Source organism: Bacillus mycoides, from assembly GCF_018742245.1.
Taxonomy (GTDB): domain Bacteria; phylum Bacillota; class Bacilli; order Bacillales; family Bacillaceae_G; genus Bacillus_A; species Bacillus_A cereus_U.
Window position 1 is genome coordinate 1986827 of the sequence record NZ_CP036132.1, and the last position, 23927, is coordinate 2010753.

A 23927-nucleotide genomic window follows, 5' to 3' on the forward strand; every position below is an offset into this window, starting at 1 on the left:
TTCAGAATAGTGGAGAAAATGTTTTTACAAGGAAAATTTTAAACTAACAGAATGGATAGGGGATCAAGATGATACGAGAGATTAGAGTAGAAGATGCAGCATCATTTTTACAATTAAGTAAGCAATTAGACGAAGAAACGAAATTTATGTTATACGAACCAGGAGAACGAAAAACTACAGTAGAGCAACAAGAAAAGATGGTCCACCGTTTTATAGAAAATGAATATGCGACAATATTTGTAGCAGTTGAAGATGATAGAGTAATTGGATTTATTTTAGCTAATGGTAATGATGTTCAAAGAAAGAGACATGTGGCAGGCATTGTAATTGGTATTTTGCAAGAGTATAGTGGCCGAGGTATTGGAACGAGTTTGTTTAAAGAAGTAGAGAAGTGGGCAAGATTACATGATGTATGGCGTTTAGAATTAACGGTAATGGCCCACAATACAAGAGCTCAGGCACTATATAGCAAAATCGGATTTGCACAAGAAGGTGTCAAAAAATCTGCTCTTATCATCGATGGAAAAGGTATCGATGAGTATGAAATGGCCAAATTATTAAAATAAGAGGTCGTTATATGAAAAAAAGATGGGCACTACTTGGTACCGTAGCAATGATACTGATCATTGGAGTAGCAGGAATAAATTATAAGATGTACAAGGAGCAAGAGGCGCGGGAAGTAAATGTAAACAATATATTTCCGAAAGCTAAAGAAACGATTGCTAATATGGATGGGGATATCGCAGTCATTAGTAATCCAAATTCGATGCTTGTACTTGTGAATAAAAATAGGCGTTTACCAGATGGATATAGACCGCCAGATTTAGTTGTTCCGAAAGTACGTTATTCTAGTGAAGGTGATCAGGAGAAGAAAAAGATGAGGAAAGAGGCAGCGGTGGCACTTGAGGAAATGATTCAGCAAGCCGATAATGAGCGGATTTTCCTTTTTGCAGTCTCTGGATTTAGATCTTTTGATCGACAAAAAGCATTAAATACAATGTATAAAAAACAAGATGGAGAAGCAAAGACAGCGATGTCTAGTGCAGTCCCTGGTACGAGTGAACATCAAACAGGACTAGCTATGGATATTACATCTCAATCTGCTAAATTTCAGTTAGAAACTGTTTTTGGGGAGACGAAAGAAGGAAAGTGGCTTTCTGAAAATGCCCATAAGTTTGGTTTTGTTATTCGATATACGAAAGAGAAAGAAGGGATTACCGGCTATCGTTATGAACCGTGGCATGTACGGTATGTTGGGAATCCGCAAGCTACATATTTATATGAAAACCAACTGACGCTTGAAGAAGTAACGCAGTAATGAATTGAGGGGAGAGGGCTAAGATGACAATGTTATATAAGAAAAAGGTACATGCATATATTACGAGAGAAAAAGAAGGGGTTATGCAACTACTCGTTTTTAAACATCGTGATATACGAGAGGCTGGTATCCAAGTGCCAGGTGGGACAGTAGATGAAGGGGAAACGTTAGAGGCAGCAATTTTACGTGAAGTGCAAGAAGAGTCAGGACTACGCCATTTTTGTATCGAGCGCTTCCTATCTGATTACATTATTTATATGAAAGAAAAAAAAGAATATCAAAAACGTCATTTTTTCCACATTTCATTATTAACAGATGTGAAAGATACGTGGGAACATATAGTAAGTGCTGGTGAGGAAGACAAAGGTTTGGTATTTTGTTATGAGTGGATTGATATTAACAAATGCCCTGAATTAGCAGGTAAACAAGGAGAGTTTTTATATTTGCTAGAAGAGGTATATGTAAAATAATAAAAAGGGTTTGAGGCGATATTGAATTCGTGTCAGACTCTTTTTATTTCTCTGGAAATTAAAGGTTTGTAAATAGGTGAGTTGAATTCCTGTATAGGGATAGTAGTTGTTAATGCGAGGAGCGGAAAAAATGAAAAAGTAATAGATATACGTCATATATATAAGGGCTTATAAAAGGAGAATGAAAATGGAAATTCAGTTCAATACATTATTGCAAAAAGAATTAACAATTCATGATATACAAACTGCAATGGAAGAAGGAAAATTAACGTCGAAAGAATTAGTCATGTATTATCTTCATAGAATCGCAAAATATGACCAAGATGGTCCGAAACTCAATTCTATTTTAGAAATCAACCCAGATGCTATCTTTATTGCAGAAGCGCTAGAACATGAAAGAAAGACAAAAGGTATAAGAGGTCCATTGCACGGTATCCCTGTATTACTGAAGGACAATATTGAAACAAGTGATTCTATGCATACAAGTGCAGGGACAATTGCTCTTGAGCATAATGTTAGTAATCAAGATGCATTTCTTGTTAAAAAACTGCGTGCAGCAGGAGCAGTGATAATAGGAAAAGCAAATATGACAGAGTTAGCAAATGGAATGTCTTTTGAAATGTGGGCTGGATATAGTGCTAGAGGCGGTCAAACGATAAATCCTTACGGCACAGGAAAGGATGATATGTTTGTTGGTGGATCGAGTACAGGGTCTGCCGTTGCAGTTGCTGCTAACTTTACAGTATTATCCGTTGGTACAGAAACAGATGCTTCTATTTTAAGCCCAGCTGTTCAAAACTCTGTTGTAGGTATTAAACCGACTGTTGGTTTAATTAGCCGTAGAGGCATTATTCCGTTCACATATTCGCAAGATACAGCCGGTCCGTTTGCTAGAACGGTAACAGATGCTGCTATTTTACTAGGGAGTTTAACTGGAGTGGATGAAAAAGATGTAGCTACTTATAAAAGTGAAGGCATGGCATATCAAGATTATACATCTTATCTTGATGCTAATGGTTTAAAGGGAGCGAAGATCGGTGTTTATAGCAATGCTTCAAAAGATTATTACGAAAATGGTGAGTACGATGAAAAATTGTTTGAGGAAACGATCCAAGTATTACGTAGTGAGGGAGCGACAGTAGTAGAAGATATTGATATTCCGTCTTTTCATAGGGAATGGAGTTGGGGAGTTCCACTTTATGAGCTGAAGCACAGCTTGGATAACTATCTTTCTAAATTACCTTCTACTATTCCAGTGCATTCTATTTCGGAGTTAATGGAGTTTAATAAAAACATAGCAGAAAGAGCTTTGAAATATGGACAAACTAAGTTAGAAAGAAGAAAAGATTTTCCTAATACGTTAAGAAATCCAGAATATTTAAACGCAAGATTAGAAGATATATATTTTTCGCAAAAACAAGGTATTGATTTTGCGTTGGAAAAATATAATCTTGATGCGATACTGTTCCCTTTCTATATAGGCTCTACTATATGTGCGAAAGCAGGTTATCCATCTATAGCAATACCAGCAGGATATATGAAAAACGGAAGACCTTTTGGGATTACACTTGCAAGTACTGCTTTTAGTGAAGGGACATTAATTAAACTAGCATACGCTTTTGAACAAGCGACAAAACATAGAAAAATACCAAACTTATCGTAAATAGAAACGAGAGAAGGTTGCCTGAAATGGATTTATGGAGGCCAGCCTTCTCTTATTAATAGCTAAAAGTATTGTCGATTTCTGTTGATGAATCGATATCTCATATCGAATCGTTGATATATTGTAAGTTGTGATAGATATAATTGAAAAATCGTTGATATAAATTCATTGGACTATGTAGTTGGAAGTCTTATATAAGAAATAAATCACTTAGATACAATATGTTAAATAGCAATCTCTTTCTTTTGCAATCTCTGATGCTTTAATAAACGAAAAGACAAACAAGCAGAACATAAAATAAGAAAAGAAGCGATGATATAAATAGTACGAACACCGAAAATATCGGTAATTGTAGCTGATCTAGTTGTGATATAGATGTGAGTTGTAATAATTATTATGTATACAATGTCAGCGAGGGTAATACACATTTTGGAGCCTAAATAGTAAGCTAGTGAACGTTTCGGCAATAAGAATTTCACCTTCAAATCAATAATATTTTTAAAATTATAATCTGAAAAAAATATTTTTGAAACAATTAAATTTTTTGTCATTTTTTGAAAGGAATTTTCATGTATAATGAAGAATATATTAATATAGTATTTTATTAATGCTTGTTGTAACAGCGAATATATATAATAGCTTGTAGCAAACGCCCCTCTATGAGAAAGGGCGGATAAACCATTCTTTTCTTCATATACATATAGAAAATGAGAAAGAAAGTGAGGGTTGCATATGGCTGGATGGGTGATTTGGTTTATAATAGCGGGTATTTTATTTATTGCAGAAATGTTGTCGATTACTTTTTACATGCTTTGGCTTGGAATTGGAGCTGTTGTCGGAGGTCTTATTGCTTTGTTTGCTCCTGATGCACTATTCTTACAAGTTGTTGTTGGGGCGATTGTAAGTTTAACATTGACTTTCTTTACGAAAAGAATTTCAAAAAACTTTCGAGAAGCAAAAGGTTTTACTGATACAGTAGATAAACTGGTTGGTAAAAATGGAATTGTTATGCAAGCGATTACAAGTGAAGTGAACGGTATTGTGAAAGTGGATGGAGATACTTGGACAGCTATTTCGGATACTCCTATTGATGCTGGAGAAAAAGTCGTTGTTATAAAGAGGCATAGTACTATTTTACAAGTGAAAAAGGAGAGTGAATAAATATGGCAGTAGCATTAACGTTAACGATTATTTTCGCATTGATTGTCGTTGTATTTATTGCATTGACGATTAAAATTATTTCGCAGCAAAAAGTTGGGGTTGTTGAAAGGTTTGGTAAATTTCAACGGATTATGCACCCAGGATTAAATATTTTAATCCCAATTGTAGATCGTGTTCGTGTATATCATGATTTGCGTATTCAACAAACGAATGTACCACCACAAAAGGTAATTACGAAAGATAATGTACAAGTAGAAATTGATACAATTATTTTCTATCAAATTGTTGAACCAGAGCTTGCGACATATGGTATTTCAAACTATGAATATGGTGTTCGTAATATTACATCTGCAACAATGCGACAAATTATTGGTAAAATGGAGCTTGATGAAACATTATCAGGTCGTGAAAAAATTTCAACAGAAATTCGTTTAGCACTTGATGAAGCGACAGAAAAATGGGGCGTTCGTATTGAGCGTGTCGAAATAGTCGATATTAACCCACCAAAAGATGTGCAAGTATCAATGGAAAAACAAATGAAAGCAGAACGTAATAAACGTGCGATCATTTTAGAAGCTGAAGCAGCAAAACAAGACAAAGTCCTTCGTGCTGAAGGAGAAAAACAAAGTAAAATTTTAATGGCTGAAGGGGATAAAGAAGCGCGTATTCGTGAAGCGGAAGGTATACGAGAAGCGAAAGAATTAGAAGCGCAAGGGGAAGCAAGAGCGATTGAGGAAATTGCAAAAGCAGAACAAAATCGAATTGAATTACTTCGCGCAGCAGATTTAGATGAGCGCGTACTTGCTTATAAATCATTTGAATCATTGATTGAGGTTGCAAAAGGACCAGCAAATAAAGTCTTTATTCCGTCTAATGCAATTGAAACACTTGGTACTCTTGGTGCTATTGGGGAAATTTTTAAAGAGAAACAAGCGAAGAAATTACCTTCGTCAGATACAGAAAAATAACTATAAGAGTGAGGAAGAGAAATGGGATGCCATTTCTCTTTTTTGTGCGTATATTACGAAAGGCTTGTACATATCCATGTATAAAGAAGGTGATACAGTGAAAAAGTATGCAACTCGTATACATGGGAAAAAACTAGTTTCGTTACTCTTTTTATATGCACTAATAGTAATTATTATTGCGTCGATTTTGACGTCACTTTTACATACAATGAAATCGAATTATGCGAATCAATGGTTTGGAAAAGTATCTATGCAAGGTTTTATTCAAATGATAGAAAGTGAGAATCGCTATTATGGATTTGATTATTTTAAGCAAAATAAACGAGAATCAGTTGGGAATTTAATGTTCTCTATTGCGACAGATTTGAAAATAAAAGATTTAAGAACATTTGTCGGGAAAGAAGTACCTGGTATGTCAAAGTATTACTCGAATATTATCGTAGCTGGGGAAGGGACAAACTTTACGAATATTCCAAATGAATCTAGTGTACCGATTGAAGAAGTAACGAAAGAGCGAGAAGTAGCAAAAGATAAAGTTACAGAAGCAGAAAAGAAAAATCCAGTGCAGAAAAAGAACGGAACGAAAAAAGGAGAAAGCGCAGTATACATTTATCATACACATAGCTGGGAATCCTTCTTTCCGTTATTACCAGGGGCTACCGATCCATCAAGTCCGGATGTAAATGTGTCCTTACTAGGGAAACGTATGAAAGAACAACTTGAAGGACAAGGAATTCCGGTAATTCATGATAAAACGAATATGGGGGATTTATTAGCGAGTAAAAAATGGAAATGGCCGCAATCATATAAAGCGTCTCATGGATATGTAAAAGAAACATTAGCACAAAATAATAAAATTGCGTTTCCGATTGATATACACCGTGATGATCAGCGGAAGAAGGTAACAACAAAAGTAATTAACGGGAAATCGTATGCAAGATTATATTTTATAATTGGGATGGAAAATGAAGGGCGTGCTGAAAATGAAAAAATTGCAAGGGCAATCAATAGTTATTTAGATGAAAACTATTACGGATTAAGTAGAGGGATTTTTCCGAAGTATAAAAAAGATGGAAATGGCGTTTATAATCAAGACTTATCTAAAAACGCAATGTTAATTGAAGTTGGTGGTGTTGATAATACGTTAGATGAATTATATAACACAATTGATGTGTTAACGGAAGCGTTTAGTAAGTATTATTGGAATGATGCAGAGAAAGTGAATGGGTGAGGAACGGGGAACCGTTCCTTTTTTATTTTTGAAATCCTAAAATATGATATAATAGAATTTTGTGAACATTAAACGAGGAGTGGGATAAACATGCAAATACTACTAATACGCCACGGTGAATCAGAAGCTGATATTTTAAATGTACATGAAGGTCGAGCTGACTTTGAATTAACAGAAAAGGGAAGACAGCAAGTACAAAGACTTGTACAGAAAGTGAAAGCGGACTTTCCACCAGATTTCATTTGGGCAAGCACATTAAAACGTGCCCGAGAAACGGCTGAAACATTAGCTGAAGCGATTCAGTGCCCAATTCAATTAGAAGAGGAATTAATGGAGTTTAATAATGGAGTGCAAGCAGGTTTATCATTTGAGGAAGCAAAAAAATATCCAGAGCCAAAGTTTCTTCATGACCGGTTTGAAAACGGGGAATCATTTATTGAATTTAGAATGAGAATAGAAGGAATCTTTTCTAAAATCGTGACAGAAAATACATATGATCGGATTGCAATTGTTGCACACGGTGGTGTAATAAATAGTATTTTACGAGCATTTTTCCAAATGCCAATTAGTATGGACTATTATTTTAAACTGGGAGATACGGGTATTAGTTTGATTGAACTTACGGATAAACAGAAAACTGTGCATTTTATAAATGATACAAATCATTTGGATGGATTGTAAGAGGATATGTACAAAGTTGTATTTTTCGATGTTGACGGTACTCTTTTAAGTGAGATTGATAGAAGTATGCACGAAAGTACAAAAGAAGCGATACAAAGGTTAATAGATAAAGGAATTCACGTCGTTGTTACAACTGGGAGACCATATAGTTTATGCTCACAATTTAAAGAACTGGGCATAAATACGTTTATTTCTGCAAATGGTGCACATATAAAATGTGCTGATGAAGTTATACATAAATCGGTACTTTCAATTGAAATTGTTCATGATATTTCAAATTTCGCTGAATTACATGGTCACAGTGTTTCTTATTTTACAGAAGAATTTGTAATGAATGGTATTGCCTCAAAAGACGAACGTGTAATACGAGCATTAAATGAAACGTTAAATTTAGAGCGGTATCCTGACAAAGTTAGAAACTTGTCAGAAGAGATTTATTGTGTATGTCTGTATGCTGATGAAACAGAAGCTCAAAAATTCTTTGAAAGATATCCAGCACTTACGTTTGAACGTTTTCATGGTTACGTTATGAATGTGTTGGAAGATAATAAAGTATCGAAGCTAACTGCAATTCAAAAGGTATTGGAACATCTGGGAATTTGTAAATCAGAAGCAATTGCTTTTGGTGACGGTGGAAATGATGTTGAGATGTTACAGTATGTAGGACTGGGAATTGCGATGGGGAATGGCGGAGAAGAGTTAAAAACAAGAGCAGATTTCGTTACAAAGAAATCAAGTGAAGGTGGTATTTCTTTTGCTTTAAAAGAGTTTGGGATTATTTAAAAAGATATCTTTATTCGAATAAAGATATCTTAGGATCTTTAATATGCTCAACTAATAAAATATGAATTTGCCCGCGATGATGATAAAAATGTGCAACGATTTCAAGCAACCATTCGAATCGAGAGTAAGAAATACCCCAATAAGTAGTCATAATTTCAGCTAATTCTTCATTGGAATAGGATAAAAAAGTTTTAGAAAGTAAATCGTACCCTTGTATCATCGTTTGTTGCATTTGAGTAATTGTTTCTGGTGTTTGTTCTATATAAAAGGTATGTAATTCTTTTTCCGTAATACCATTTAATATGAGTAAATCAGCATGGCAAATAAGGGAAAGATGTGTACACATTTCAAATAATGACCGCTTTGATTCAATCGGTTTTATTTTTAAATCATTTTCAGTATATTGGTTCAGTATTTGAATGGAAGTATCGATAGCAATTTTAACTTGATTCAATGCAGATGGAACAAACATTGTAATTATTCTCGCCTCCGTATATAATAATTTCTTAAGGGTATTATATCATACTCAAAATTCCGAAAATTCTAGTAGTTTGACTAGCATAGTGAAAAGTATTATATTGTAAAAGGTCATATGAAACATGAAATAGAATGGAATGTAATTATTGAGTTAGGAGTTAGACCAATGAGCTTGAAATATGGAAGAGATACAATTGTTGAAGTTGACTTAAATGCTGTAAAACATAATGTAAAAGAATTTAAAAAACGTGTGAATGATGAAAATATTGCAATGATGGCTGCTGTAAAAGCAAATGGGTATGGTCATGGGGCAGTTGAAGTTGCGAAATCGGCTATTGAAGCAGGAATAAACCAACTTGCAGTTGCATTTGTAGACGAAGCAATTGAATTAAGAGAAGCTGGAATCACTGTACCTATTTTAATTTTAGGATATACACCAGTAGCAGCTGTAGAAGATGTAATTCAATATGACGTTATGATGACTGTTTATAGAGTAGAAGATTTACATGGTATAGATGAAGTTGCAAACCATCTTCAAAAGAAAGTGCGAATTCATGTGAAAATTGATACAGGAATGAGCCGTATTGGTTTACAGGAAGAAGAAGTTAAACCGTTTTTTGAAGAGTTAAAACGTATGCGATATGTAGAAGTAGTAGGGATGTTTACACATTACTCTACCGCTGATGAAATAGATAAAACTTATACAAATATGCAAACAAGTTTGTTTGAGAAAGCTGTAAATACAGCGGAAGAATTAGGAATTCATTTTCCATATATTCATAGTTCAAACAGTGCAGGATCAATGGAACTTAGTAACACATTTCAAAATATGGTTCGTGTCGGTATTGGAATTTACGGTATGTATCCTTCAAGAGAAGTGGATCATACAGTTGCTTCCTTACAGCCAGCGTTGTCTTTAAAATCAAAAGTAGCACATGTTAAACATGCGAAGAAAAATCGTGGTGTTAGCTATGGGAATACGTATGTAACAACGGGTGAAGAATGGATTGCAACTGTACCAATTGGTTATGCTGATGGTTATAATCGTCAGTTATCTAATAAAGGGCATGCATTAATTAATGGAGTTAGAGTACCTGTTATTGGTCGTGTTTGTATGGATCAGCTTATGCTAGATGTTACAAATGCAATGCCAGTACAAGTAGGAGACGAAGTTGTATTCTACGGCAAACAAGGTGAAGAAGAGATTGCGGTGGAAGAAATAGCAGATATGTTAGGTACAATTAACTATGAAGTTACATGTATGTTGGACAGAAGAATTCCACGTGTCTATAAAGAAAATGATGAAACGACTGCGGTTGTAAATATATTAAGAAAAAATAAAAAAGCTGAATCGTTATGATTCAGCTTTTTTGCTTTTGGCAAATGAAAAATGTTCTATTTGCACCGTGTAGTTGTATATTGTTAAATCCTACAGATTTTAAAGAGGCAATAATTTCGTCTCTAAAATAACATGATTCCTCGATAGAAAAATCACTCCTATTCCAACAATCCATAATAATCATACTTTGTCATAATTTCAAAACCACATTGCGTATATAGTTTTAAAGCATTGTTATTTTTCGTTTCGACGTCTAGTTCAATTGTTGAAACTCCTTCTGTAATAAGTGTATGTACCATATATCTAAGAATATTTTTACCATATCCTTTACCTTGATAAGAAGGATGAACTGCGAATCCTGATAGTGTAGTAGATTGCTCTTGCTCAGTAACAGTAATGGTTCCAATTACTTTTTCATTAATAAGAGCAATGTAAACTTGATGAGAAGGTGAAGTCATCATCTTTTGTAGCCATGTAGACGTATTTGCTGCCGAATCTTCAAAAGCTTCACTAGCGATTTCTATAAGATCAGGAAGTAATTCAGAAGATGCAACGGTAAGATTAATATTATTTTTCATTGTTTTTTGTACTTCGTTTGTTTTGAACTCCATACCGTACTCGCTATATAAATAAGGCAAGTTCATTTGTTTTGCAAATGATTTCCCTGAAATAGAGTCACCATTAATTATAAGAAGGGCTTCATCTGCTTCTCTTTTTTGTATTTCTTTGATGGCAGTTTGTAAAAGAGTAGTGCCTATATGTTGCTTCCTGTAGTTCGGATGAACAAACCCTATTAACTCGAGCTTAGTCGGTCTTTCAAAGTCATACATACTTAATGCACCGATTAATTGAGTATCATCATAAAATAGAAAATCATTTACCCCTTCTTTATTACGAGCAGTTAAAAAGTTTACATGTAAATCTGACGAGTAATCAATTTGATCGTGTTGCCCGCAAACATGAGCTAAGTCTTTCATCTGTTGTATTTCATTTTCAACTAAAAAGTTCTTTTTCTGAATATCCATTTCATAATCCCTCTCAATCATATTTAAAAATAGGATGGGTGACATAACCACTTTTCTAATTCCACACTACCTTGAACAGATAATAAGCGATATAAATATCGGTAGGGTTGTCTACATTCTTCAAGACAAGGAATGGGCATAATGGTCTCATAACCTTGTTTAAAAGCACGAGCCTCTTTTTCTGTAAGTACATATTCTAATCCAATAAAATCGAACTCTCGTGGAGCAATTGCATAAGCTTCTGTATCTACTAAACCAGTAATAGATTGACCATCTGATAAAAACTGAGTAGGATCCATATCAATTAAAATGAGTGTAGATTCCTTCGGTGATGGCAAGGAAGAGAGTTGTGATTCAAAAGTATGAAATGCGTTATGTATGCTCGCATTATCGGAATAAAACATATTTACAAGATTCTTGCTTACTTTTAAAATATGAGACTTAAATTCTTCTAGTGGAACTTGGAAAGCACCAGAAGGGTTTCCTATGATATTAGCTTTAAATGAATGAATCTCTGCTAGTCCTTTTCCAAGGCTGAATAAAATAGAATCAGGTTGACCGATAAATGATTGCAGTGTACTTCCGGTTAGTTTTTCGACGATAATATACTCTCGTCCATTTAAAACATGTTTTTGCAAAATAGTCGGGATGGGTAAGGTAGTATGCTTTTTCAATAATGCATGTATTGTTTCTAAATGATGTACATTTCTTGGATCAATTCCAAAAAGGTTTTTGCATCCCCACCAAAAATCATTGCTTGGCTCTTCAGTCATTTTTGAGGAACGAACAATAACTTTTTCAGCTTCTGTTTTAACAAGAAACACGTCGCTTGCATGGTCTTCATAGCCCGGATGTAGTGCTTGAACAGATAGGATAGGCGAAGTGAAGAGTTGTTGTAGCATGAAAGGGCTCCTTTTTCTGTAAATTCTATAAATTGATTATATACCATAATTTAATTAAGAGGTAAAAATTAGGAGGGTTATTATTTCTATATATAGTGTATTAAAGTTTGAAATTCTACATAAGAATTAACAAAAAGGTGAAGGATGTGTGTATATAAAGCAATTTCTTTGTATTTGCGAAAAAAATTAGTTATGATAATACTAAGAAAATATATATGTTTTGGGGGTAATGAATGAAAAAATTATTCGAATACGTATTATTAACAATTGGATCTATTATTGTAGCTGGTTCACTAGAGCTTATTTTAGCGCCTAATGGATTAGTAGATGGCGGAGTAACTGCGATTGCTATTATGGCAAATAAGGTTGCAGGGCTACCACTTTACGGAGTATTTTTAGGACTTAATATTCCTATTTTATTATTTACTGCAAAAGTAATGGGGAAGAAATTTTTCATCCGTACATCCTATGCAAATGTTGTGACAACACTCGGATTGATTTATTTAAAACCATTTCCAGCAATTACGACTTCGGAATTATTAATTGTACTTTACGGAGGGGTTCTATTTGGTGTTGGTGTTGGGATTGTTGTAAAAATGGGCGGAGCAATTGACGGATCAGAAATGTTAGCTGTTTGGATGAATAAGCATTTTAAAGTACCAATTAGTACATTTTTACTTGCTGTAAATGCAGTGATCTTTGTATTTGTTGCTATTTTATTTTCAATTGAGCAAGCGATGTTCTCATTAGCAATTTTCTATATTGTTACGAAGATGATTGATTTCATATTAGACGGTATTAATCAAGGAAAGAGCGTCATGATTATTTCGAATAAAAATAAAGAAATTGGCGAACTGCTTATGAAAGAATTACAACTGTCTGTTACGTATCTACATGGAGAAGGTGGTTTTTTAGGAGAGCACCAGAGAATTATTTATTGTATTACAAATCGTTTCATTTATCCAAAAATGAAAGATCTCGTTCTCTCTGTAGATCCAAGTGCTATAATTGAAGCTTCTTATTCAACAGAAACAACTGGTGTAAAGCGTCCAGGAAGGACAGCGAGATCAGGGCAAGTATCAAAAAATAGTGAATGAAAATAACTCCACGTAAGTATAACTTGCGTGGAGTTATTTTCAGTTAGGGAACCAGACTCTTTTCAGTAATTTGACAACAGTTTCGATACAATCTTCTGGAATACTACCAAAACCGAGTAATACAAACGACGCCTCTCTTAAATTATGAACAGAATCGTATGTTGAGAGAGGGTACAACTTAATGCGTTGTTTCGCAGCGGCATGAATAAGTTCTTGTTCGTTCATCCCATTATGAACGTGAAGTACGATATGAAGTCCTGATTGTTCACCGAGTATATGAACGTGAGCTCCCATTTCGTCCGTGACAGATTTAACTAATGAAATGTGCTTTCTTTTATATAACGTACGAATTCGATTTATATGACGTTCCCAATCACCTTTTTGAATAAAGGTGGCAAAAGCGAGTTGCTGCAGGGTAGAAACCGTTTGTTTAAACATGCCACCAAGTTCTTTATAGGCTCTTAAAAGATGAGGTGGTAAGACGATATATCCCATTCGCAAAGAAGGTAAAAAGGATTTCGAGAAAGTTCCCATATAAATAACACGTTCCTTTGAATCCAGTCCTTGTAAAGAAGGAATAGGTTTGCCTACATAACGGAATTCCCCATCGTAATCATCTTCAATAATATATCCCCCGCAATCATTCGCCCATTTTAATAGTTCGAGTCTTCTAGATAAAGGCATAATTATTCCAAGAGGAAATTGGTGTGATGGAGTGACGTATGCTACATTAGCACCTGATTCACGTAAAGCTGAAATATGAATCCCTTTATCATCTAAAGGGATAGGATGAATAGGAAAATCAGCACTTTGAATCATAGCAGTTATACGGTGAAATCCAGGGTTTTCGATTCCGTATTCTTTTCTTGAACCAAGCAGTTGAAGTAGCAGCCAAAGAAGAGGCTGCGTACCGGCTCCGATAATAATTTGATCAGGTGAAGAATGTACCCCGCGGGCATGATATAAATATTTTGAAATATGCTCTCGTAGAACAAACTCACCTTGAGGATCTTCTTTAGCAAATAATTCATTTTCATACTGGAATAAAGTTTCGTTTAATGCTCTTTTCCAGTTTGTAATTGGAAAAGCTTTTTGATCAATCAGCCCTTGGCTACAATCATAGTCATATTGTTCTTTTTTTATATTGTTAGCGCTGTTTGACACAACTTGTTGTTTAGTTTGAATGACATCAATATCAACTTCTGCAACAAAAATCCCACGTTTCGGTTTACTTTCTACATAACCTTCAGCTAGTAATTGTTGATAAGCAGATTCAACAGTAATACGGCTAACATTAAGTTGTACCGCTAAACTTCTGTGAGAAGGAAGGCGTGTACCAGCAGGTAGTAATCCCTGAGAGATTTCTCGTTTCATATATTCGTAAATTTGTAAGTAAATTGGTGTTTTACTTTCTAATTGCAATGGGATAGTAAGATCCATTTTATGAATTCTCCTTTAAAAACTGGCCATATAAAAAATAATCGAACTGTCACTTAAGTTAGGGGCAGTTACTTTTTATAATAATGATATAACATTTAGAAAATTTTATAAATAGTAAGGAGAGAATCATAATGAATATTAGAGAAGTAGTAACAGAAGCTGATTTACATGATGTATTCCCCGTATTACAGCAATTACGAACGAAACTTTCAAGAGAAGAAGCAAGTTCTTTATTTCAAAAAATGAAAGAAGAAAATTACAAACTACTCTTGTTACAGAATGAAGATGATGAAGTTGTTTGTCTCGCTGGTGTAGCGATTTGTACGAACTTTTATAATGAGAAACATGTTTTTGTATATGATCTTGTAACTGCGAAAGCTCACAGATCAAAAGGGTATGGTAAGGTTCTGCTGTCATATGTAGAAAAATGGGGGGGAGAAAAAGGGTGCAGTTCTATCGTTCTTACATCAGCGTTTCCAAGAGTTGATGCCCATCGTTTTTATGAAAGAGAAGGCTATGATAAGGTAAGTTATTCTTTTTATAAAGAGTTATAATATTAAGTAGGTTCTATGTGAGGTAACATATAGAACCTACTTTTATTTAGAAGTATAAGATGAAGAGGGTTAATTGCTTATTTTGTCGAATAGTTTCTTTATAATTGAGACGATAATATTGAATGTAAAGAAAGTTAGGGGAGTTTATACTTGGAAAAAATTCAGAAACTATTAATCCCAAAAGGTGTAAGAGTTATCGTAATATCTGATATTCATGGGGAATTAAATCTTTTAAAAGAATTATTACATAAAGTTAATTTTAAAGATGATGATTATTTAATTATAAATGGCGACCTTTGTGAGAAGGGGAGCGATAGCATTGGCGTCGTAGACTATGTGATGGATCTAGTAATTAGCAAGTCAAATGTTTATGTTGTTGAAGGGAATTGTGAAGTTGTAGTTGAAGCGCTTGTAAATGAAAATCCTGCGCTAATAAATTATTTATGTACGCGAAAAAATACAATTTTTAATGAATGGCTAAAGCAATTAAACGTTACCGTTCATGAAGAGAGTGATATTCGTGAACTGAAAAACATATTAATGAGCCATTTTTCAGAAGAAATAAAGTGGCTAATAGAATTGCCAACTGCTATTGAAACTGAGGAGTATATCTTTGTACATGCTGGCCTTGAAGATAGAGAGGATTGGAAACAAACAGATAGGAAAAATGCAATTGTAATGCCAGAGTTTTTTAATAAGTCACACCGAGCGGATAAGTACGTAATTGTTGGACATTGGCCTGTTGTGAACTATTCTGAAGAAGCGCCGTCTAATAATCCAGTTATTGATAAGGAGAAAAAAATTATTGCGATTGATGGTGGTAATGCGATTAAAGAAGCAGGGCAATTAAATGCATTTATTATTCATCGAGATATTTTAAATGATACATTTTCCTATACATATGTAGATCATTTTCCGCAGTATGAAGTATTGGCCGATTTTAATGCGAATTCAGTAATGCAGGGCGGGGTTACATATCCGCATTATTACATAGAGCCTGTGGAGAGAATGAAAGATTTTACTGTATGTAAACAAATAGGAACAAATGAACTACTTTATGTGAAAAACGAGTATATAAAGCAACTTGAATCAGGTGAGTATACAGTGAAAACGGATATTTCTTGTGCGCAAATAGGCGTTAGAAAAGGGGATATCGTTTCTCTCATTGATGGTAGCTGCATGGGATATGATTTAATTAAAAAAGATGGAGTAGAAGGCTGGATAGAGAAAGGGATTCTACTTGAGATAGAAAAGAAGGGAAATAAAATATTTAGCTAAAATAGGAGGGATATAACCTCCTATTTTTTGTGAAATATGTTATGAGTTCGTACCTCATCTAATTTTTTCTGAAGTTCCGTTTCTAAATTAAACTCGAAAAAATTAGCGAACTTACATAAATAATTCGTATCTTATAACAAAATTATACAATATAGCGTAGAGTTTTGTTTTGATTTTTCAGAAAAAACATTATAATTATATATGAAATAAAGAGAGATGTAGGAGGAAATTATGCAAAACGTTATATTAAAGGGGAACAAAGTTACAATTCGTACAATTGAGGAATCAGATATAAAAACATTATGGAGTATTGTATATAAAGAAGAAAATCCAGAGTGGAAAAAATGGAATGCCCCGTACTTCCCGTTCTCAATGCAAGGATACTCATCCTATAAAGAAAAGATGCAAACTTGTTTAAAAGAAGAACCGTTATCAAATCTTATTGTGGAAAATAATGGTCAAATTATTGGGACAGTAAGTTTTTATTGGGAACATAAACCGACGCGTTGGTTAGAGATGGGAATCGTTATTTATGACCCAGCATACTGGAATGGTGGCTACGGTACAGAAGCATTAACACTATATAGAGATTTACTATTTGAAAATATGGAGATTGGTAGAGTAGGGCTCACAACTTGGTCTGGAAATGAACGAATGATGAAAGTAGCGGAAAAAATAGGAATGCGATTAGAAGGTAGAATGCGAAATTGTCGATATTATAACGGGACATACTATGATTCTATTCGAATGGGAATGATTCGTGAAGAATGGGAAGAGCTTTGTGTAACGAAGGGGTGAGGAAGCGTGTACGCTATTATTGCTACATTTGATAGAGTGTTTACTTATAAAATTAGAGAATTGCAAAGTGAATTAACGAATATAATCGGAACAAACCAACTAGCTGAAGTAGAACCCCATATTACATTGGCTGATTATAATGAGTTAGATGTTAATTTATATACGGAGAAATTAAAGGAGTTTGTAGCTTTTCAAGAGAACATTGCTGCTGTAACTTTTCCTTCTGTTGGAACTTTTCCTACTAACGGAACGATCTTTCTAGCACCGACCATTACCAATGAATTATTAAGATTTCATCATTCTTATCATGATTATTTCAAAACTTTTCATGATAATCCAAACTCATATTACGTACCAGAAAAATGGGTTCCGCATTGCACGATTGCTAATGGGTTAAATTCAAATCAGTTTTTAAGTGTAATGGAGTATATATATGAAAAATTTGATGTTACAACAGCTTCGATTGAGAAGTTGAAATTAATTAAAGTAAATTATGAAAATGGTTCTGCCGTTTCTTCTAGTATTTTAGCAGAGTGTAATTTAAAGAGAATGGAGACATCGAGATGACATATGTAATTAGAGAAATGAAGCAAGAAGATATTCATGCTGTACAAAACGTAGCGAAAATAGCTTGGCATGATACTTACGAAGGAATTATTCCGAGAGCGATTCAAGACAACTTTTTAAATGAAGCGTATTCCGATGAAAAAATGAAATATCGCCTTGAAAATACACATTTATTTGTTGCGGAAGAAGAGGGAGAAGTAATTGGATTTGCGAATTTTTCACCAATTAGACTGCAAAATGAAGCAGAATTAGGTGCGATTTATTTGTTGCCAGATCAGCAAGGGAAAGGGATAGGGACAGCTTTGTTACAAAAAGGGATCACGACGTTAAAAGGGATTCGAAAAATGTACATTCATGTAGAAGCGGAAAATGAAAAAGGAAAACGATTTTATGAAGCAAAAGGTTTTGCGGCTTTAGAGCAATTTGAAGAAGATTTCGAAGGGCATATGCTGCAAACAGTGAGAATGGTTTTATACATATAAGGAGGATCAGGAATGAAAATTTTTGATTTCAGTGAAAAAGTGGGAAAGCATATATCAGCATTTCAATCTAACTTTATAATGTCAAAAATATTAAAACATCAAGGGAATGTACATATCGGTTCTATGCATCTACAACCGAATGGAGTTATTGGATATCATGAAGCAGTTGTATCTCAACTGCTTCTAATTGTACAAGGAGAAGGATTTGTTTGCGGATCAGATAAAGAAAAAGTGAAGATAGGAGCTGGACAAGCTGCATTTTGGGCGAAGGGCGAGTTACATGAAACGAGTACGGAAAAAGGATTGATGGCAATTGTCATTGAGTCAGACGGTCTTGAAAATGGTATTTCAATGATGATTAGAGGGCAGGAGGGAGAAAGGAATGATTACAAAAGCGAATGAGGAAGAAACGAAACAAATATTAAATTATGCAGCTCAATCTCTTTTCGAAGGAACAAAGGGGAATTGTCAGGTAAGTACAGAAAAAGCGATTGAAATTACAAAACCTTTAGTAGAAAAAGGGGCGTATTATATAGTTACAAAGGAAGAAAATAAAGTAGTAGGATGGATACTAATAGGAGGAAATGTGGACTATTTCTCTCGTGAAAAACTTGGTTTTATTTATGAATTGTATGTTTTTTCAGAGTATCGCGGGAGAGGATTATCACGAAAACTAATGAAAGCTGGGATCAAGGAACTACAAGAAAAGTATTCAGAAATTCGCTTGAATGTATTTGCAGGGAACTTTGCAAAAGAAATGTACGAAGATTTTGGCTTCGTTGAAAGACAAGTAATCATGACTTTGAAGTGAGAAAACGATTTTAAGTGGGCGAAGAAACAAGAAAAAGAAAATGAGTATGTAATTTGTAAAGGTTATATTCTGAATTTTGGGTAAAAAAAGGTTTTCTTTTTATTATTAAATAGAGGTAGAAACGCTTAGCAGTCCTTTAAAAAAAACAATAAATTTATATTATATAATATAATGTTATTATAGTAAAAGAGAAATTTTGGGAAAATATCATTTTTTTATTTAGAAATTTTTAAATTATTGATATAATCAATTTGTAGAATTGATTTTGGGTTAATTTTACTATTTTTAAATTTTAAGGGGGATTTAATAATGGCAGGACAAATTCGTATGTCACCAGAGGAGCTTAAATCGAAAGCGACTCGATATGGACAAGGTGCAAATCAAATTGAGGACATTTTACGTCAGTTACAAAACTTACAAAATGAATTAAGAGGAGAATGGGAAGGTCGTGCTTTCGAAGGTTTTGATCAACAGTTCAATCAATTAAAACCAAAAGTACAAAACTTCGCAGAGCTATTACAAGAAATTAATATGCAGCTTAATAAAACTGCAGAGGCTGTTGCTAGACACGACGAAGATCTTTCTCGTAATTTCGGTCTACAATAAAAACGGGTAAAAAGAAACATGTAATTTAGCCATGCAACTTTCGTTGTATGGCTAAATTACTTTAAAACTAGAGTAAGATAAGGAGTCCTTAACTTAATAGACTCGCAGCCGCAGGAGTGATAAGTAGTGAAAAAGTTTAAGTGGAGCATCTTGTTGTTTATTATTTTAGCTCTTGTGCTATCAACAGGAGTTTCCTATTTAGCATTAAATCAAAATGTTAAGAAAGCTAATGAGAATAGCACGCCAAAAATGACAGTTGCATTAGTAAATGAAGATCAAGGAACTGTATTTGAAGGGAATAAAATAGCGTTTGGAGATCAATTTGTTAAAAATGTAAATAAAAATACGAAACAAGAATGGTACGTAGTTAGTCGCGGAGTAGCAGAAAATGGTTTGAAAAATAATAATTACAATATGATGATTGTTATACCAAATGATTTTTCTAGGAAAGCAGTTGCGATTGATTCAGAACTACCAGAGAAATTAACTTTAAACTACAAAGTAAATGCAACTGGGAATAAAGATTTGAAAGCTGAGGCTGAAAATACGGCGTCTACAATTTTAGAGGATTTCAATAAGCAAATCATCGACGTTTATTTTGCAAGTATTATCGGTAAGTTGCAAGGTGCACAAGATAATATAGGTAAAATAATTGAAAAAGGAAACGTTCAAACAACTATGTACAAAAAAGATGTACACAGTCCTTTGGCAAATTACACAAATCAATTTAAAATAGTGCAAGATTATACTGGGGTTTCTGTTAATAGTTTTAAAGGATTTCAGGATGTATTAAAAGGGTTTGGTCAAACTTTAGATGAAGGAAATAAATCTAATAATACTTATTTGGAAGGTTTTAATAACTTTCAAAAAATGCAATCTGATAATAATTTGTTAGCTAATAATTTTTCGAGTCAATTTAATCAATCTATGAGTGAGATGGGTGCAGGTGATGCTTTAAAGCAGTTAAGCTCACTGGAATCGGCAAATAAAATTATTGCAAATCAATTTACGCTTTCAGAGAAAGAACCAAATATTTTAGCTGATGCTTCAGCAATTCAAAAATATTTAACAGATGTAAAAAAACAAGTGTCAGAATATGATACAGAACTTGCAGGAAAGTTAGAAAGTGATATTCAAGAGACGATAATTAAAAAGTTAAAGCAATCTATGTCGAACGATGGAAAGCAAGAAATCTTTATAAATACATTAATGAAACAACCAGATGTTCGAATAAAGAAACAAATCGAAAATTTAATTGCAAAATTACCTAGTTTAAACATGGAAGAAATCGTTCAAAGTGATTTGCCAGATGCAACGAAATTACAACTGCAAAATGTAATTCAATTTACAAATAAATATAATAAAGAAAATAATTTTTATTATGACCCTGTAAATAAAATATCTTTAGGAAACGCCATTAAAGAAGTAAAGGATAGACTTTATAAAGAGGGAATTACATTTAGTGATACAGCGAAAGTAATTAAAATGGAATCTTCACAAACTTTGAAGATAAATATTCCAGAAGAGTTTGAACTATATGGAAGTACCGAAGCTTTGTATATTGATGATGTGGATTACACAAGTATGTTTCTGGAGAAAAACGGAGAAATCATTATACCACCTCGTAATGAAGGGGATATAAAGATTAACCTGCATGTGAAGTTAAAAGATCCAAACATCAATATAGATGTTTTCTCTCCTGTAATGTGGGACTGGAGATTAAATGGAAATGACGAAAAAGAAACTAGTTCTGGAAAAGAAGAACCTAAAAAAGAGAATGAAGGAACACAATCCGAAAATAGCAAGGTGGAAAATGTAGTTAATAAAACGCGATATGGAATAATGCCACTAGCACATACTACTAAAAAACCTATCATTCAAAAAACAGAACAAGGTAACAATGATAATGGAGGAACCTCTGAAGGCGGAACGGGAACAGATCCAGGAGGAAACCCAGGAGGCGGAACGGGAACAGATCCAGGAGGAAACCCAGGAGGCGGAACGGGAACAGATCCAGGAGGAAACCCAGGAGGCGGAACGGGAACAGATCCAGGAGGAAACCCAGGAGGCGGAACGGGAACAGATCCAGGAGGAAACCCAGGAGGCGGAACAGGAACAGATCCAACAGGGAACAGATCCAGGAGGAGGCGGAACGGGAACAGATCCAGGAACGGAACAGGAACAGATCCAGGAGGAAATCCAGGAGGAAACCCAGGAGGCGGAACGGGAACAGATCCAGGAGGAAATCCAGGAGGCGGAACAGGAACAGATCCAGGAGGTGGAACAGGAACAGATAACGGTGGAAAATCAAAAGTTATTGAACGAACGACGAATCAAGTTGTACATCAAAAATCAGAAGAATTAACAAAAAATATATCTAGTGTATTAATAAAAGAAGCAGTAGATACAGTTGAAAGTTATCAAAGTTTAATTAGTCTGTACGAAATGTATTATGGGATTGATTTAAGAACGAAAGATGTAGGTCCTAAGCTAGAAGAGGGAAGTTTAGATGCAATTGCAACTGAACAATCTTTGTACTACGTATTAAATAAACAAAGCTTAATTGATTTAATTTCAAACCTTGTTTCATCTAGTATTACGACAGAAGTTAAGCAAGATATGACAGGTTTAAAACAAAAAATAGACTCTTATCAACAATTCATTACTAGTGCGGATCAAAATTCAATGCTACTAGCGGAGAAATTAAATGTAACGACGCAGCAGGCAACTAGTATGAATGAAAATTTAGGAGAATATTTAAAAGGTTTAGCGAAATGGCGTGAAAGTAGCTTAAAGCTAGTTGAAGAACAGCAAGTGCTAACAACAAATAATACTGGTGAGCAAACAGCTGTTTTATCGTTAGATTCTGGTATTAAATCATTAATGATGCAAAGTCAGTCATTGGTCGAGAGTTCGAAGCATAGTTTAACAACATCAGACGATGTATATAAAACATTTGATCAAATTAATGGACAAGCAAAAGAAATTCAAGACAGCGGAACGACAATTGTTTCAAAGGCTGATTCATTATTAAATGACTTTACAAAGAAAATGGAAGATGATAAATCATTCTCCAAAAACTTTACTGAAATTTTGGCTAATAGCCGAATTGGTGATCGCCAAAATGAAATGTTATACCAATTTTTATCTAGTCCAGTACAGAAACAAAATGATGGAGTAATTGTAGCTGGTAATGCTTTTACACCATATTTAATCGTATTAACTTGTTTTATTGTTGCATTATTTACAGCATACGCAATTGCGAATCAAGAAAAGAAACGAACGCAATCAGATCATTTTGAAGAGAAGTTCTCATTAATTGATATGAATGTACCAACTACAGTAGTGGCATTCGGTATATCAATTGTGGAAGGAATTAGTATAGGTATCATTTCTGGACGTCTTTTACAGTTCGGTCAAGATCAAAGTTTACTATGGATTGCGTTTATCACAATCATTATGATGGCGTTTGTATTGGTCTCAACATACTTATTACGACAAATAAAAATGGTAGGGATGTTTATACTATTAGTATTTTTAAGTATGTACCTATTTTTAACTGAAGCAGTTGGAAGTAAAGTAGATCAAATGTCGTCTGTTGGAAAGGTACGTCAATTCTCACCGCTTCAGTATATAGAAAGTTTTCTAAATGATTTTATTAGCGGTAAAGATACTGGAAAAGTTATTTTCATCGTGTTGTTTGTAATTGCCATTATAGGATTAGTTAGTAATCTGTTTGTATGGCATAAGAAATGGGAGGAAAAAGAAGTAAATGATCAAACAATGGAGCATAGTGGCTAAGTTATCATTTCTCTCTATCCTTTTACTGTTTGTCGCGCTACCGATAAGGAGCGCGGCTGACAGTTATCTTGGTGATGATGGGAAGATTAAGTTTAAAGTGGATCGACTTGAAGAAAGCGACCAAGAAAAAAATAAAAAGGAACATAAGGAAACGGAATTAGATAAAGCATCAATTGAGTTATTTAACAAAGAAGTAGAAGAAGAAATTCAGAAAAAGAAAAAGAAAGAACAAAAAGATATGGAAGCTTTACGAGATTCTCTTTTTATAAAACAAAAAGAAATAAATAGTGTTAAAGATACGAAAAATAGTTTGTTTAGCAGTGAATACGTTGTGAGAAAAAGTGCAGATGAAGTAGCGAGTAATGAAACAATGAATGAAAAGCCAATTAGTACAACAATAATAATATTATTTGGCGGTGGCATTGTACTTATTTGCATCGGTATTTATACAGTTCTTCGCAAAAGTTGGAGGTAA

General features: G+C 34.1%; 25 protein-coding genes and 2 pseudogenes. 21 read left to right on the forward strand and 6 right to left on the reverse strand.

Annotation, left to right across the window (positions count from 1 at the left end):
• Positions 1-68 precede the first annotated feature (68 nt).
• From EXW56_RS10100 to EXW56_RS10115, 4 genes are all read left to right on the forward strand, one after another.
• Entirely contained in the window at positions 69-566 is a 498-nt protein-coding gene (locus tag EXW56_RS10100) for a GNAT family N-acetyltransferase (RefSeq protein ID WP_002202264.1), read from the forward strand.
• Between the two features lie 11 nt (positions 567-577).
• Complete coding sequence (locus EXW56_RS10105; protein ID WP_002200752.1) at positions 578-1318, forward strand: M15 family metallopeptidase; 741 nt, start codon at positions 578-580, stop codon at positions 1316-1318.
• Between the two features lie 23 nt (positions 1319-1341).
• Entirely contained in the window at positions 1342-1788 is a 447-nt protein-coding gene (locus EXW56_RS10110) for an NUDIX hydrolase (RefSeq protein ID WP_215558353.1), read from the forward strand.
• 187 nt (positions 1789-1975) lie between these two features.
• The gene (locus EXW56_RS10115) at positions 1976-3451 is read left to right on the forward strand and encodes an amidase family protein (RefSeq protein WP_215597408.1); all 1476 of its coding nucleotides are present in this window, start codon (positions 1976-1978) and stop codon (positions 3449-3451) included.
• Between the two features lie 278 nt (positions 3452-3729).
• Here the strand turns inward: EXW56_RS10115 and EXW56_RS10120 are convergent.
• Positions 3730-3918, reverse strand: a pseudogene (locus tag EXW56_RS10120) (MFS transporter); the annotation flags it as partial.
• Between the two features lie 265 nt (positions 3919-4183).
• On the opposite strand from EXW56_RS10120, the gene EXW56_RS10125 reads away from it, so the two are divergent.
• The 5 genes from EXW56_RS10125 to EXW56_RS10145 all read left to right on the forward strand — a co-directional run bounded on the left by EXW56_RS10125 (position 4184) and on the right by EXW56_RS10145 (position 8275).
• Positions 4184-4612 (forward strand): NfeD family protein, encoded by a 429-nt coding sequence (locus EXW56_RS10125; protein ID WP_002158137.1) that lies wholly within the window; start codon positions 4184-4186, stop codon positions 4610-4612.
• A gap of 2 nt (positions 4613-4614) precedes the next feature.
• Positions 4615-5580, forward strand: a complete 966-nt coding sequence (locus EXW56_RS10130; RefSeq protein ID WP_002200749.1) for an SPFH domain-containing protein — start codon at positions 4615-4617, stop codon at positions 5578-5580.
• Between the two features lie 97 nt (positions 5581-5677).
• Complete coding sequence (spoIIP, locus tag EXW56_RS10135) at positions 5678-6811, forward strand: stage II sporulation protein P (RefSeq protein ID WP_335695758.1); 1134 nt, start codon at positions 5678-5680, stop codon at positions 6809-6811.
• A 90-nt stretch (positions 6812-6901) separates the two neighbouring features.
• Positions 6902-7492 (forward strand): histidine phosphatase family protein, encoded by a 591-nt coding sequence (locus tag EXW56_RS10140; protein WP_215558356.1) that lies wholly within the window; start codon positions 6902-6904, stop codon positions 7490-7492.
• A 6-nt stretch (positions 7493-7498) separates the two neighbouring features.
• Positions 7499-8275 carry a Cof-type HAD-IIB family hydrolase gene (locus EXW56_RS10145; protein ID WP_215558357.1) on the forward strand — a complete coding sequence of 259 codons (777 nt, stop codon included), beginning with the start codon at positions 7499-7501 and terminating at the stop codon, positions 8273-8275.
• A 10-nt stretch (positions 8276-8285) separates the two neighbouring features.
• On the opposite strand, the gene EXW56_RS10150 is transcribed toward EXW56_RS10145, so the two are convergent.
• Complete coding sequence (locus EXW56_RS10150) at positions 8286-8747, reverse strand: DinB family protein (RefSeq protein WP_215597409.1); 462 nt, start codon at positions 8745-8747, stop codon at positions 8286-8288.
• A 171-nt stretch (positions 8748-8918) separates the two neighbouring features.
• On the opposite strand from EXW56_RS10150, the gene alr reads away from it, so the two are divergent.
• Positions 8919-10112 (forward strand): alanine racemase, encoded by a 1194-nt coding sequence (gene alr / locus EXW56_RS10155; protein ID WP_088078402.1) that lies wholly within the window; start codon positions 8919-8921, stop codon positions 10110-10112.
• 1 nt (position 10113) lies between these two features.
• Here the strand turns inward: alr and EXW56_RS28085 are convergent.
• The 3 genes and pseudogenes from EXW56_RS28085 to EXW56_RS10165 form a co-directional block, all read right to left on the reverse strand.
• A pseudogene (locus tag EXW56_RS28085) lies at positions 10114-10257 on the reverse strand (class I SAM-dependent methyltransferase); the annotation flags it as partial.
• Positions 10250-11116, reverse strand: coding sequence for a GNAT family N-acetyltransferase (locus EXW56_RS10160; protein ID WP_215597410.1), 867 nt, complete (start codon positions 11114-11116; stop codon positions 10250-10252). The gene EXW56_RS10160 and the pseudogene EXW56_RS28085, both read right to left, overlap by 8 nt.
• A 23-nt stretch (positions 11117-11139) precedes the next feature.
• On the reverse strand, positions 11140-12018 hold the full coding sequence (locus EXW56_RS10165; RefSeq protein ID WP_215597411.1) for an aminoglycoside phosphotransferase family protein: 879 nt from the start codon (positions 12016-12018) through the stop codon (positions 11140-11142).
• 233 nt (positions 12019-12251) lie between these two features.
• Between EXW56_RS10165 and EXW56_RS10170 the strand changes: the two genes are divergently transcribed.
• Positions 12252-13115: a YitT family protein gene (locus EXW56_RS10170; protein WP_215597412.1), complete on the forward strand. Its 864-nt coding sequence runs from the start codon at positions 12252-12254 to the stop codon at positions 13113-13115.
• 39 nt (positions 13116-13154) lie between these two features.
• Here EXW56_RS10170 and EXW56_RS10175 read toward each other — a convergent pair whose 3' ends face one another.
• Entirely contained in the window at positions 13155-14555 is a 1401-nt protein-coding gene (locus EXW56_RS10175; RefSeq protein WP_215597413.1) for a MocR-like pyridoxine biosynthesis transcription factor PdxR, read from the reverse strand.
• 131 nt (positions 14556-14686) lie between these two features.
• Between EXW56_RS10175 and EXW56_RS10180 the strand changes: the two genes are divergently transcribed.
• The 10 genes from EXW56_RS10180 (at position 14687) to essA (ending at position 23927) form a co-directional block, all read left to right on the forward strand.
• Positions 14687-15109 carry a GNAT family N-acetyltransferase gene (locus tag EXW56_RS10180; RefSeq protein ID WP_002202253.1) on the forward strand — a complete coding sequence of 141 codons (423 nt, stop codon included), beginning with the start codon at positions 14687-14689 and terminating at the stop codon, positions 15107-15109.
• Positions 15110-15259: 150 nt separating this feature from the next.
• Positions 15260-16387 carry a metallophosphoesterase gene (locus tag EXW56_RS10185; RefSeq protein ID WP_215597414.1) on the forward strand — a complete coding sequence of 376 codons (1128 nt, stop codon included), beginning with the start codon at positions 15260-15262 and terminating at the stop codon, positions 16385-16387.
• A 231-nt stretch (positions 16388-16618) separates the two neighbouring features.
• A complete protein-coding gene (locus EXW56_RS10190; protein WP_002200738.1) occupies positions 16619-17185 on the forward strand; it encodes a GNAT family N-acetyltransferase in 567 nt (188 codons plus the stop codon).
• Between the two features lie 6 nt (positions 17186-17191).
• Positions 17192-17752: a 2'-5' RNA ligase family protein gene (locus tag EXW56_RS10195; RefSeq protein WP_215558364.1), complete on the forward strand. Its 561-nt coding sequence runs from the start codon at positions 17192-17194 to the stop codon at positions 17750-17752.
• Entirely contained in the window at positions 17749-18234 is a 486-nt protein-coding gene (locus EXW56_RS10200) for a GNAT family N-acetyltransferase (RefSeq protein WP_002200736.1), read from the forward strand. Before EXW56_RS10195 ends, EXW56_RS10200 begins: the two co-directional genes overlap by 4 nt.
• A gap of 12 nt (positions 18235-18246) precedes the next feature.
• Positions 18247-18636 (forward strand): cupin domain-containing protein, encoded by a 390-nt coding sequence (locus tag EXW56_RS10205; RefSeq protein ID WP_215558365.1) that lies wholly within the window; start codon positions 18247-18249, stop codon positions 18634-18636.
• Positions 18617-19045: a GNAT family N-acetyltransferase gene (locus EXW56_RS10210; protein WP_002202244.1), complete on the forward strand. Its 429-nt coding sequence runs from the start codon at positions 18617-18619 to the stop codon at positions 19043-19045. Before EXW56_RS10205 ends, EXW56_RS10210 begins: the two co-directional genes overlap by 20 nt.
• Before the next feature lie 309 nt (positions 19046-19354).
• Positions 19355-19651: a WXG100 family type VII secretion target gene (locus tag EXW56_RS10215; RefSeq protein WP_000918598.1), complete on the forward strand. Its 297-nt coding sequence runs from the start codon at positions 19355-19357 to the stop codon at positions 19649-19651.
• Between the two features lie 126 nt (positions 19652-19777).
• Complete coding sequence (gene esaA, locus EXW56_RS10220; RefSeq protein ID WP_252197284.1) at positions 19778-23452, forward strand: type VII secretion protein EsaA; 3675 nt, start codon at positions 19778-19780, stop codon at positions 23450-23452.
• Entirely contained in the window at positions 23424-23927 is a 504-nt protein-coding gene (essA, locus tag EXW56_RS10225; protein ID WP_215558367.1) for a type VII secretion protein EssA, read from the forward strand. The genes esaA and essA overlap by 29 nt, the downstream gene beginning before the upstream one ends.

Bases quoted from the DNA above. Each gene is read 5' to 3' on its own strand.
- EXW56_RS10130 (WP_002200749.1), top strand. From the start codon at position 4,615: ATGGCAGTAGCATTAACGTTAACGATTATTTTCGCATTGATTGTCGTT.
- EXW56_RS10115 (WP_215597408.1), top strand. From the start codon at position 1,976: ATGGAAATTCAGTTCAATACATTATTGCAAAAAGAATTAACAATTCAT.
- EXW56_RS10210 (WP_002202244.1), top strand. From the start codon at position 18,617: ATGATTACAAAAGCGAATGAGGAAGAAACGAAACAAATATTAAATTAT.
- EXW56_RS10105 (WP_002200752.1), top strand. From the start codon at position 578: ATGAAAAAAAGATGGGCACTACTTGGTACCGTAGCAATGATACTGATC.
- EXW56_RS10190 (WP_002200738.1), top strand. From the start codon at position 16,619: ATGCAAAACGTTATATTAAAGGGGAACAAAGTTACAATTCGTACAATT.
- EXW56_RS10180 (WP_002202253.1), top strand. From the start codon at position 14,687: ATGAATATTAGAGAAGTAGTAACAGAAGCTGATTTACATGATGTATTC.
- EXW56_RS10175 (WP_215597413.1), bottom strand. From the start codon at position 14,555: ATGGATCTTACTATCCCATTGCAATTAGAAAGTAAAACACCAATTTAC.
- EXW56_RS10125 (WP_002158137.1), top strand. From the start codon at position 4,184: ATGGCTGGATGGGTGATTTGGTTTATAATAGCGGGTATTTTATTTATT.
- EXW56_RS10145 (WP_215558357.1), top strand. From the start codon at position 7,499: ATGTACAAAGTTGTATTTTTCGATGTTGACGGTACTCTTTTAAGTGAG.
- EXW56_RS10165 (WP_215597411.1), bottom strand. From the start codon at position 12,018: ATGCTACAACAACTCTTCACTTCGCCTATCCTATCTGTTCAAGCACTA.
- EXW56_RS10170 (WP_215597412.1), top strand. From the start codon at position 12,252: ATGAAAAAATTATTCGAATACGTATTATTAACAATTGGATCTATTATT.
- EXW56_RS10205 (WP_215558365.1), top strand. From the start codon at position 18,247: ATGAAAATTTTTGATTTCAGTGAAAAAGTGGGAAAGCATATATCAGCA.
- alr (WP_088078402.1), top strand. From the start codon at position 8,919: ATGAGCTTGAAATATGGAAGAGATACAATTGTTGAAGTTGACTTAAAT.
- EXW56_RS10200 (WP_002200736.1), top strand. From the start codon at position 17,749: ATGACATATGTAATTAGAGAAATGAAGCAAGAAGATATTCATGCTGTA.
- EXW56_RS10215 (WP_000918598.1), top strand. From the start codon at position 19,355: ATGGCAGGACAAATTCGTATGTCACCAGAGGAGCTTAAATCGAAAGCG.
- EXW56_RS10150 (WP_215597409.1), bottom strand. From the start codon at position 8,747: ATGTTTGTTCCATCTGCATTGAATCAAGTTAAAATTGCTATCGATACT.
- EXW56_RS10160 (WP_215597410.1), bottom strand. From the start codon at position 11,116: ATGGATATTCAGAAAAAGAACTTTTTAGTTGAAAATGAAATACAACAG.
- essA (WP_215558367.1), top strand. From the start codon at position 23,424: ATGATCAAACAATGGAGCATAGTGGCTAAGTTATCATTTCTCTCTATC.
- EXW56_RS10140 (WP_215558356.1), top strand. From the start codon at position 6,902: ATGCAAATACTACTAATACGCCACGGTGAATCAGAAGCTGATATTTTA.
- EXW56_RS10100 (WP_002202264.1), top strand. From the start codon at position 69: ATGATACGAGAGATTAGAGTAGAAGATGCAGCATCATTTTTACAATTA.
- EXW56_RS10110 (WP_215558353.1), top strand. From the start codon at position 1,342: ATGACAATGTTATATAAGAAAAAGGTACATGCATATATTACGAGAGAA.